This window comes from Pseudomonas sp. PS01297 (assembly GCF_029959305.1).
Classification (GTDB): Bacteria; Pseudomonadota; Gammaproteobacteria; order Pseudomonadales; family Pseudomonadaceae; genus Aquipseudomonas; species Aquipseudomonas helleri.
This window is the reverse complement of sequence record NZ_JASCPQ010000070.1, coordinates 20,791-30,920: the sequence shown is the minus strand read 5'-3', so window position 1 is coordinate 30,920 and position 10,130 is coordinate 20,791. Positions and strand designations below refer to the sequence as shown.

Genomic DNA, 10,130 nt, shown 5'->3' with positions numbered 1-10,130 from the left:
CCCCGCTCTGGGGGGGGGGGGGGGGGTGGGGGGGGGTTTGGGGGTATCCGGCCCCCCCCCCCGCTCCCACAGAACCTTCGGTCTTACTGCTGCAATTCCTGTTCGCTGAACAGGTCGCTGAACAAGAAGCTCGACAGGTAGCGCTCGCCCGAGTCCGGCAGGATCACGACGATGGTCTTGCCCTGCATTTCCGGGGTTTCAGCCAGGCGTGCTGCCACGGCCATGGCCGCACCGCCAGAGATCCCGCTCAAGATGCCTTCATCGTGCATCAGGCGCAGAGCCATGGCCTTGGACTCGTCGTCGCCGACCAACTCAACTTTGTCGAGAATCGACAGGTCGAGGTTTTTCGGCACAAAACCTGCGCCAATGCCCTGAATTTTATGCGGCGAGGGTTTGATCTCCTCCCCGGCCAGCGCTTGGGTGATCACCGGCGACGTGATCGGCTCAACGGCGACCGACAGAATCGGCTTGCCCTGGGTGTGTTTGATGTAACGCGATACGCCGGTAATGGTGCCACCGGTGCCCACGCCCGCGACCAGCACGTCCACATCGCCGTCTGTGTCGTTCCAGATTTCCGGGCCGGTGGTTTTTTCGTGGATCGCCGGGTTGGCCGGGTTATCAAATTGCTGCGGCATAAAGTACTGCTCAGGGTTGCTGGCCTGAATTTCAGCAGCTTTATCAATGGCGCCCTTCATGCCCTTGGCCGGCTCGGTGAGTACCAGTTCAGCGCCCAGCGCCTTGAGCACTTTGCGCCGCTCAAGGCTCATCGAAGACGGCATGGTCAGCACCAATTTGTAACCCCGTGCAGCAGCCACAAAGGCCAGACCGATCCCGGTGTTGCCGGAAGTTGGCTCAATAATGGTCATGCCCGGCTTGAGCACGCCACGGCTCTCGGCGTCCCAGATCATGTTGGCGCCAATCCGGCATTTCACCGAATAGCCAGGGTTACGCCCTTCAATCTTGGCCAGAATGGTCACGCCACGCGGCGCAATTTTGTTGATCTGAATAAGAGGTGTGTTACCGATGGAGTGCGCGTTATCTGCAAAAATGCGGCTCATGGCGGGGTCCTTATGCACCTTTTGGGAAGGCCCCAAGGGTAGGCTTCACGGTTCATCGCGTCCAGTCGTGACGCCTCAGTCAGAGACTGAATAAGGCGTCTGCGTTCACCTGAGGCGGACGCCGCGTTATAGTCGGACATACTTTTTTGTCCCCCGCCCTGCCCTTGCAGGCCTGGATCATGGTTTGAGGAATTGCAGATGAAGTTTGAAGGCACCCGCGCCTACGTGGCCACTGATGACCTGAAACTGGCGGTCAACGCAGCGATCACCCTGGAGCGCCCGCTGCTGGTCAAGGGCGAACCCGGCACCGGCAAGACCATGCTCGCCGAACAACTGGCCGAGTCCTTTGGCTGCAAGCTGATTACCTGGCACATCAAGTCCACCACCAAAGCCCATCAAGGCCTGTACGAGTACGACGCCGTGAGCCGCTTGCGCGATTCGCAACTGGGCGTGGACAAAGTGCACGATGTGCGCAATTACCTTAAAAAAGGCAAATTGTGGGAAGCCTTTGAGGCCGAAGAGCGGGCCATCCTGCTGATCGACGAAATCGACAAGGCCGACATCGAGTTCCCCAACGACCTGCTGCAAGAACTCGACAAGATGGAGTTCTACGTTTACGAGACCGATGAAACCATCAAGGCCAAGGTCCGCCCGATCATCATCATTACCTCCAACAATGAAAAAGAACTGCCGGATGCGTTTTTGCGCCGCTGCTTCTTCCACTACATCAACTTCCCGGATCGCACGACGCTGCAGAAGATCGTCGACGTGCACTTCCCGGATATCAAGAAAGAGCTGGTCAGTGAAGCGCTGGACGTGTTCTTCGATGTGCGAAAAGTACCCGGCCTGAAGAAAAAACCGTCGACGTCCGAGCTGGTGGATTGGCTCAAGCTGCTGATGGCCGACAACATTGGCGAAGCGGTGTTGCGTGAGCGCGACCCGACCAAAGCGATCCCGCCACTGGCCGGCGCACTGGTTAAAAACGAGCAGGACGTGCAGTTGCTGGAGCGTCTGGCGTTTATGAGCCGTCGCGGCAATCGCTGATTTTTCAAGAAGGCGATAAGCATGCTGCTTAATCTGTTCAATGAAATGCGTGCGGCCAAGGTGCCGGTTTCGCTGCGCGAACTGCTGGACTTGATCAACGCGCTGAAAAACCGTGTGACATTCGCCGACATGGACGAGTTTTACTACTTGGCGCGTACGATCCTGGTGAAGGACGAGCGCCATTTCGACAAGTTTGACCGTGCCTTCGGTGCCTATTTCAACGGTTTGCAAAACCTCAATGAACACCTTGAGGCGCTGATCCCTGAGGACTGGCTGCGCAAAGAGTTTGAACGCTCGTTGAGTGACGAAGACCGCGCACAATTGCAGTCGCTGGGCGGCCTGGACAAGCTGATCGAGGCGTTCAAACAGCGCCTCGAGGAGCAGAAGGAACGCCATGCCGGTGGCAACAAGTGGATCGGTACCGGCGGCACCAGCCCGTTTGGCTCGGGCGGTTATCACCCCGAAGGGATTCGAGTAGGCGATGCCGGGGCGCGTCAGGGCAAGGCGGCAAAAGTCTGGGAACAGCGCGAATACAAGAACCTCGATGATCAAGTCGAGTTGGGCACCCGCAATATCAAGGTAGCGTTGCGCCGCCTGCGCAAGTTTGCCCGCCAGGGCGCCGCCGATGAGCTGGATATCGACGGCACCATCGACCACACCGCCCGCGATGCCGGGTTGTTGAATATCCAGATGCGGCCCGAGCGGCGCAACAACATCAAGCTGTTGTTGCTGTTCGATATTGGCGGCTCGATGGATTCCCACGTAAAAACCTGCGAGGAGTTGTTCTCGGCCTGCAAGACCGAGTTCAAGCATCTGGAGTACTACTACTTCCACAACTTCATTTACGAGTCGATGTGGAAAAACAACCAGCGCCGCCACGTCGAACGTATCGCCACACAAGATGTGCTCAACACCTACGGCGCCGATTACAAAGTGATTTTTATCGGTGACGCAGCGATGGGCCCGTATGAAATCACCCACGCCGGGGGCAGTGTCGAGCACTGGAACGAAGAGCCGGGCTACAAGTGGATGCAGCGTTTTATGGAGAAATATAAAAAGCTGATCTGGATTAACCCGTATCCGAAAGACACCTGGAAATACACGGCATCGACCGGGATTGTGCAGGACCTGGTTGAAGATCGCATGTACCCGCTGACCCTGGACGGGCTGGAAGAAGGGATGCGGTTTTTGGCTAAGTAAACGTCAAGGCTAAAAACCCTCACCCCAACCCTCTCCCAGAGGGAGAGGGAGCTCTACCGAGGTGTTTTCAGGTTCAGTGTATGACTTGCAGGCCATAGAACATCTACAACATCCCCCAATCAGTCCCTTCTCCCGAGAGAGAGGGAGCTCTACCGAGGTGTTTTCAGGTTCAGTGTATGACTTGCAGGCCGCAGAATATCTACAACATCCCCCAATCAGTCCCCTCTCCCTTCAGGGAGAGGGCTAGGGTGAGGGTTGATTAAAGCGTTGCATAAAAGCCTGGTGCTGGCGCTGTGCGGCTTCTTGGGTGACAGGCCGCAAGTAGACGGTCTCCCCCGGCACACATTGTGCCAAACGCGCCAGCGCCAAAGGGGTTAATGCCCCCAGGCGCGGGTAACCGCCAATGGTCTGCCGGTCATTGAGCAAGACAATTGGCTGGCCATCGGGGGGTACCTGGATGGCGCCCAGCGGAATGCCTTCAGAGATCATCGGCGCGCCCTGATACTCCAGCGCCGGGCCCTGCAGGCGAATACCCATGCGGTCTGCGCGGCTGTCGAGGGTCCACGGCTGATTGAAAGCATCGAAGGTGCTTTGCCCACTAAACGCGCCGATCTGCGCGCCCAGCACCACATCCAACAAAGGGTTGGCGGTAAAGCCGGGCTGTTGCGCGAGGGGAATGTCACGTAGCGCAGACGGCTCTGCGGTGTAATTCAGCTCATCGCCAATGGCCAACGCACGACCGAAACCATCGGGGCCACCCAACTGCTCACGCACCACCGTTGCACTGCTGCCCAGTACCTGCGGCGCGACAAACCCGCCGGGAGCTGCCAGATAGGCACGAGCGCCCAAAAGTGGCTGGGTAAAGCTCAGGGTCTGGCCTTTTTTCAACTCGATACACCGCCAGGGCTTTAGTGCTTTACCGTCGACGCATGCCGCCAGATCGGCGCCCGCCAGCGCCAGGGTGCAATCGCTCTGGGCAATCAGGCTCATGCCGCCCAAGGTGATCTCAATGACCGCCGCGCCTGGCGCATTACCCAGTAGCCAGTTGGCCCACGTCATCGATAACCAGTCTGCGGCTCCGCCTTGGGTCACGCCTAAATGCCGTACACCAAAACGTCCGGCATCTTGCAACAGACACATCGGGTTGCTGGCTTTGATCAGTAAACGGCTCATGCAAAAGCCTCCTGAGGTGTGTCGTCACCGCCTAATCGGATGAATTCTGCGCGGGGAACAGCCTCGAATTGCACGGTATCGCCGGGCTGCATCAAGCTGTAGCCCTCTCGATTGCGATCAAACAGAGCGCTCGGGGTGCGGCCGATAAGGTTCCAGCCTCCGGGCGACTGCGCCGGGTAAGCCGCCGTTTGCCGCTCGGCAATACCCACGCTGCCTGCAGCCACACGCTTGCGCGGCGTGTTCAGGCGTGGCGCGGCCAAGGCTTCTTCGACCAGCCCCATAAAGGCAAAGCCGGGGGCGAAGCCCAGGGCGAACACTTGATATTCACGTTCGCTGTGACGGCGAATCACCTCACTCACGGGGCCGCCAATACGCGCGGCCAGCAGCGAAAGTTCCGGGCCGACACTGAGGTCGTACCACACCGGCAGCACATGGCGCTGGCCAAGGCGTTGCGTTTCGGGACGCAGCTCCGTGATGGCCTGGCCGATCAGGTCCCGAGCCTCGGCCGGGGTCAGCGCCAGGCCGTCGTAATGCACCATCAAGGTGGTGTAGGACGGCACCAGATCTATCAGATGGTCGGCAAATACAGCGCGCAATCGCTTGCTGGCGGCCAGCATCCACGGCATGTTGCTTTCCGCGATCTCATCGAACAGACGCAGCATCAGGCAGTCGATGGCCACGACTTCGATCCGCGGTTTCATGGCTGCGCCTGCTGGTTCAAGGCTTCGCGAATGCGCTGCACAGCCGCCACCGAGCTGGCGTTGTCGCCGTGTACACACAAGGTCGTGGCGTGCAGGTGCAAGGCGCTGCCGTCGCTGGCCGTCAAAGGCTGGCCGGCGGCAATCGTCAGCGCTTGCTGGACGATGACTTCCGCTTGATGGTGCACGGCGCCGGGTAACTGGCGCGAGACCAAGTGCCCGGCGCTGTCGTAGGCCCGATCGGCAAAGGCTTCGAACCACAGGGTCAGGCCAAACTCATCGCCAATGGCCTGAGCCGCGCTGTTGTCACGTGTGGCCATCAGCATCAGCGGCAAGCTGGCATCGTAGGCGGCGACCGCCTGAACCACGGCGCGCAACTGCGCGGGGTTGGCCATCATGTCGTTGTACATCGCACCGTGGGGTTTGACGTAGCTGACGCGCGAGCCCTGGGCGCGGCATATGCCGTCCAGTGCGCCAATCTGGTAATGCAGCAGGTCTTGCAGCTCTTGCGCCGAGTAGGCCATGGAGCGCCGACCGAAGCCCGCCAGGTCTTGATACGCCGGGTGCGCGCCGATCAGCACATTGTTCGCCAGCGCCAGGCCCACAGTTTTGCGCATGATCCCCGGGTCACCGGCGTGAAAGCCGCATGCGATGTTTGCGCAATCAATAAATGGCATCACCTCGGCATCCAGGCCCAGGGTCCAGTTGCCAAAACTTTCGCCAATGTCGCAGTTCAATAACAGGCGGCTCACGGTGATGCTCCTGTGGTCTTTTTAGAAATTAGATGCAGGCATTTTTCGACAGCAACAGGCGGTTAGTCCAACTAATAAAAGCAGGGTATGGGGATAAGAAAAGTTGATGGCTTGATGCTGCCTCGCGATTTTTTAAACATCAAAAGATCGCGAGGCAAGCTCGCTCCTACAGCGGGGCGCGGGGTTTAGCTGTTGCGTTCACGGCGGGCGATGCGTTCGCGCTGGCGCTTGCCGCCCAGTACCACCCAATCCACGAGCCGGAAGAAGCCTTCGACGATGAAGGAAAACAGCAATGCACCGGCCATTGCCCAGCCAATGGCGGTGGGCGACAGCAATACCTGGTAGGTGTAGGCGTTGAGGGTTTCCTGGCGGATGTCCGGGTCGGCCGCGTAGGCCACTTGCAGGGCGCGGATGTACCACGGGCCTTGCATGGCCTGGAACTGGTCGTCTAGCAGGCGCTGACGGTTGAGCAAGGTGCTCAGGCTGGTGGCATCGCTGCGAAACACCGGGTCGTCACTGGCCTGGTAATGCGCCACCAGAGCGTGCAGGTCACCTTTGAAGAATTGGTTGGCAGTGTTCTGGAAACCGGCCAGCCCGGTCTGGGCTTCGATCAGGTGCGCTTCCACGCGGTTGGCGTAGTCGTTGATAAAGCCCGGCACTTGCACGCCCAGTAACAGGCCCAGCGTAAACAGCACCAACCGCAGGTAGCTCAGCCACATACACGCGTCCCTTAATCAGTTTTTCCGTGGCTGATGCGCTCACCGCGGCGCCACAGGCTCCAGTGGCCAGGCTCATAGCGCGTCCAGACTTCGTTTTCAGTCAAAGGCTCGGTGGCGATCACCGTCACCACGTCGTTAGGCGTTGTTTCGGACTGGAAGTCGACGATCACGTCGACATCCTTCAATCTAGCTGGGCCAAACGGGGCGCGTCGAGTGATGTGCACCAGTTTGGTTGAGCAGTAGCAAAACAGCCAATCGCCATCACTGAGCATGCAGTTGAACACGCCTTTGCTGCGATATTCGGCGCACGCCTGGGTCAGCACCGGGATCAGCTCTTCGACTTCAACCGGCTCCGGAAACGCTTCACGCACACGGTTGAGCAAATCGCAGAAAGCCGCTTCGCTGTCGGTGTCGCCAATCGGCCGGTAGAAGCTGGCGCTCGGCGAGAAGTCAGCCAATTGGCCGTTGTGTGCAAAGCACCAGTTACGGCCCCATAACTCGCGGACAAACGGGTGAGTGTTGGACAAGCAGACTTTACCGACGTTGGCCTGACGGATATGGCCAATCACCACTTCGCTTTTGATCGGATAACGCTGCACCAGCAACGCGACTTCAGAGTCACAACTGGCGGCCGGGTCCTGAAACAAACGCAGACCGCGACCTTCATAAAAGGCAATACCCCAGCCATCACGATGCGGGCCGGTACGCCCGCCTCGCTGCATCAAGCCGGTAAAACTGAACACAATATCAGTCGGGACATTGGCGCTCATGCCCAATAATTCACACACGCTCGCACACTCGCATTCAAGCTCAACGAAAAGAAATCAGACTCGCGGTTCAACCCGGTTCGAGCCTGCCGGACGCGGCGCAGGCGGACGGCCGTAACGGTCATCACCGGCTGAGCCGAATGGCTGGTCATCTTCAGGGTCAATGCTGCGGTTTTGCTCAGCGGCTGCGCTTTGCGCCTGACGCGCCTTGCGGGCACGCTCGATTGGCCAGCGAATAAACACAAACACCGCGTACAGGCAAAACGCAAACAGGGTGTACATCAACAAGTCAGAGGCTGCACGCCAAACGTTGTCACCCACCTTGAACGCCAAGTCCAGGGCCGAGATGGCCACCGCCGGGGCGAATTGATCTTTGACCGGGTCAATAATGGTCGGGCTGAACAGTAGCACCGCCATCAGGATGCGTAATGGCTCACGTAACCAGCGCCACATAAAGCGGGTCAGGCGGCACCATACGAGCAGGCAGCCTAAAGCGGCGAAGGCGTATAAGCCCCAGGCGATCAGATAGTCGTTCTCGGTCATGGTATCCATGGTCGGCAGGCAATGAAGCGCTATGATAACGGCTTTTCGAGAGTGCGGCTGCACCGCCGTCAGCGTCACTTCTATTCATTCAGATTTCAGAGAACGCTCAATGACCGAATCAGCCTACGCAAACAGCGCACCAATCGCACATAAGGTCGAGGGTTCTGACCCCTACGCATGGTTACAAAATCGCGATAGCAAAGAGGTTTTGGACTACCTGATAGCGGAAAACAACTATCAGGAAGCGCGGCTGGCCGACCAGGCCGAATTGCGCGAAACGCTGTTTCAAGAGATCAAGGGACGGATTCGCGAGACAGATTTGTCGCTCCCCTCCCCTTGGGGCCCGTACCTGTATTACACCCGCACCCAGGCCGGTGACGAATACGCCCGCCACTACCGTTGCCCGCGTCCGGCCGATGACAACCAACAGGTTGACGAAAGCGCCGAGCAGTTGCTGCTGGACCCGAATGCCCTGGCCAATGGCGGGTTTATTTCATTGGGTGCGTTCAGTATCAGCCCGGACCATCAGCGCCTGTCTTATAGCCTGGACACCAGCGGCGAAGAAACCTACCGCCTGTTCGTCAAAGAGCTGGCCACCGGCGCCGTCACTGAGCTGCCCTTTGAGGACTGCGATGGCAGCATGACCTGGGCCAATGACAGCCAGACCCTGTTTTTTGCTGAGCTGGACGACACCCATCGCCCGCACAAGCTGTGGCGTCATACCTTGGGTGAAACCGGGGCCCATGAGGTGTTTCATGAAGCGGACGGGCGATTTTTCCTGCATTGCTACCGCTCAAGCTCCGAACGCCAGCTAATTCTGTTGCTCAACAGCAAAACCACCAGTGAGACCTGGGTGCTCGACGCCGAGCAGCCGCAGCAGGCATTTCGCTGCCTGGCGCCACGGGTTGAAGGCCACGACTACAGCGTCGATCATGGCCTGCACGAAGACCAATGGGCGTGGTTTATCCGCACCAATCAGGACGGGATCAACTTTGCGCTGTATTACGCGTTGGGTGACGCGCCGCAGCGCAGTGAGTGGCAACGCCTGATCGCCCATGACGACCAGGTCATGCTTGAAGGCCTGACGCTGAACGCCAAGGCCCTGTGCCTCAGCCTGCGCGAAGGCGGCCTACCGATTATTGAGATCCGTCCGAACGGTTTGCCGCCATACCGCGTGCAACTACCAGACGCAGCCTACAGCCTGTATGTGCAAGACAGCCTTGAGTTCCAAGGTGCGCACATCCGCCTGCGATACGAATCGCTGAATCGCCCGGCGCAAGTCCGCCAACTGACACTGACCGATGGCAAGCAAAAAGTCCTTAAGGAAACGCCGGTACTCGGCCCGTTCAATGCCGATGACTACGTCAGCCAACGTTTGTGGGCCACTGCGCCGGATGGCACTCGGGTGCCCATCAGCCTGGTAGTAAAACGTGATGCGCTGGGCAAACCGACACCGCTGTATCTGTATGGTTACGGCGCCTATGGCGAAAGCCTTGACCCGTGGTTTTCCCACGCACGCCTGAGTTTGCTTGAACGCGGCGTGGCGTTTGCCATTGCCCATGTGCGCGGCGGCGGCGAGCTGGGTGAAGCGTGGTATCGCGCGGGCAAGCAGGAACACAAACACAACACGTTCAGCGACTTTATTGCCTGTGCCGAACATTTGATTGACCAAGGGCTGACCCGCAGCGAGCAATTGGTGATCAGTGGCGGCAGCGCGGGCGGCCTGTTGATCGGGGCAGTGCTCAATCAGCGCCCGGAACTGTTCAAGGCGGCGATTGCTGAGGTGCCGTTTGTCGATGTGCTCAACACCATGCTCGACCCGGATTTGCCGCTGACGGTGACCGAATACGATGAGTGGGGCAACCCGCAAGAGCCTGAGGTCTACGACCGCATCAAGGCCTACGCGCCTTATGAAAATGTGGCGGCGCAGGCGTATCCGGCGATGCTGGTGATTGCCGGTTACAACGACAGCCGTGTGCAGTATTGGGAGGCGGCCAAGTGGGTGGCCAAGCTACGCGCCACCAAGACCGACGACCATTTGCTACTGCTTAAAACTGAGCTGGAAGCCGGCCATGGCGGCATGAGCGGCCGCTATCAGGGCCTGCGCGACGTCGCGCTGGAGTATGCGTTTGTGTTTAAGGTGTTGGGGATTTAAGCCTTTGCGGTTGTCGGCCTG

10 protein-coding genes are annotated in these 10,130 nt (G+C 59.0%); 3 read left to right on the top strand and 7 right to left on the bottom strand.

What is annotated here, in order from left to right:
• Positions 1 to 83: 83 nt before the first annotated feature.
• A complete protein-coding gene (cysK, locus tag QMX84_RS18995; protein ID WP_153335092.1) occupies positions 84 to 1,058 on the bottom strand; it encodes a cysteine synthase A in 975 nt (324 codons plus the stop codon).
• Positions 1,059 to 1,256: 198 nt separating this feature from the next.
• On the opposite strand from cysK, the gene QMX84_RS18990 reads away from it, so the two are divergent.
• Both QMX84_RS18990 and QMX84_RS18985 read left to right on the top strand, forming a co-directional pair.
• Positions 1,257 to 2,102, top strand: a complete 846-nt coding sequence (locus QMX84_RS18990) for a MoxR family ATPase (RefSeq protein WP_282364516.1) — start codon at positions 1,257 to 1,259, stop codon at positions 2,100 to 2,102.
• Positions 2,103 to 2,123: 21 nt separating this feature from the next.
• Entirely contained in the window at positions 2,124 to 3,302 is a 1,179-nt protein-coding gene (locus tag QMX84_RS18985; RefSeq protein ID WP_282364515.1) for a VWA domain-containing protein, read from the top strand.
• Between the two features lie 243 nt (positions 3,303 to 3,545).
• Here the strand turns inward: QMX84_RS18985 and QMX84_RS18980 are convergent, their stop codons facing one another.
• The 6 genes from QMX84_RS18980 to QMX84_RS18955 all read right to left on the bottom strand — a co-directional run bounded on the left by QMX84_RS18980 (position 3,546) and on the right by QMX84_RS18955 (position 7,963).
• Positions 3,546 to 4,475 carry a biotin-dependent carboxyltransferase family protein gene (locus tag QMX84_RS18980; protein ID WP_282364514.1) on the bottom strand — a complete coding sequence of 310 codons (930 nt, stop codon included), beginning with the start codon at positions 4,473 to 4,475 and terminating at the stop codon, positions 3,546 to 3,548.
• Entirely contained in the window at positions 4,472 to 5,176 is a 705-nt protein-coding gene (locus QMX84_RS18975; RefSeq protein ID WP_282364513.1) for an allophanate hydrolase subunit 1, read from the bottom strand. The genes QMX84_RS18980 and QMX84_RS18975 overlap by 4 nt, the downstream gene beginning before the upstream one ends.
• Positions 5,173 to 5,925, bottom strand: coding sequence for a 5-oxoprolinase subunit PxpA (locus QMX84_RS18970; RefSeq protein WP_282364512.1), 753 nt, complete (start codon positions 5,923 to 5,925; stop codon positions 5,173 to 5,175). The genes QMX84_RS18975 and QMX84_RS18970 overlap by 4 nt, the downstream gene beginning before the upstream one ends.
• A gap of 185 nt (positions 5,926 to 6,110) precedes the next feature.
• Positions 6,111 to 6,644: a DUF2937 family protein gene (locus tag QMX84_RS18965; RefSeq protein WP_282364511.1), complete on the bottom strand. Its 534-nt coding sequence runs from the start codon at positions 6,642 to 6,644 to the stop codon at positions 6,111 to 6,113.
• An 11-nt stretch (positions 6,645 to 6,655) separates the two neighbouring features.
• Complete coding sequence (locus QMX84_RS18960; protein ID WP_282364510.1) at positions 6,656 to 7,432, bottom strand: class II glutamine amidotransferase; 777 nt, start codon at positions 7,430 to 7,432, stop codon at positions 6,656 to 6,658.
• Between the two features lie 36 nt (positions 7,433 to 7,468).
• Entirely contained in the window at positions 7,469 to 7,963 is a 495-nt protein-coding gene (locus tag QMX84_RS18955) for a hypothetical protein (protein WP_048386295.1), read from the bottom strand.
• Between the two features lie 100 nt (positions 7,964 to 8,063).
• On the opposite strand from QMX84_RS18955, the gene QMX84_RS18950 reads away from it, so the two are divergent.
• Positions 8,064 to 10,109, top strand: coding sequence for a S9 family peptidase (locus QMX84_RS18950; protein ID WP_282364509.1), 2,046 nt, complete (start codon positions 8,064 to 8,066; stop codon positions 10,107 to 10,109).
• Positions 10,110 to 10,130: the final 21 nt, after the last annotated feature.

Coding starts and splice junctions, on each gene's coding strand:
- cysK (WP_153335092.1), bottom strand. CDS start 1,058: ATGAGCCGCATTTTTGCAGATAACGCGCACTCCATCGGTAACACACCT.
- QMX84_RS18990 (WP_282364516.1), top strand. CDS start 1,257: ATGAAGTTTGAAGGCACCCGCGCCTACGTGGCCACTGATGACCTGAAA.
- QMX84_RS18985 (WP_282364515.1), top strand. CDS start 2,124: ATGCTGCTTAATCTGTTCAATGAAATGCGTGCGGCCAAGGTGCCGGTT.
- QMX84_RS18980 (WP_282364514.1), bottom strand. CDS start 4,475: ATGAGCCGTTTACTGATCAAAGCCAGCAACCCGATGTGTCTGTTGCAA.
- QMX84_RS18975 (WP_282364513.1), bottom strand. CDS start 5,176: ATGAAACCGCGGATCGAAGTCGTGGCCATCGACTGCCTGATGCTGCGT.
- QMX84_RS18965 (WP_282364511.1), bottom strand. CDS start 6,644: ATGTGGCTGAGCTACCTGCGGTTGGTGCTGTTTACGCTGGGCCTGTTA.
- QMX84_RS18955 (WP_048386295.1), bottom strand. CDS start 7,963: ATGGATACCATGACCGAGAACGACTATCTGATCGCCTGGGGCTTATAC.
- QMX84_RS18950 (WP_282364509.1), top strand. CDS start 8,064: ATGACCGAATCAGCCTACGCAAACAGCGCACCAATCGCACATAAGGTC.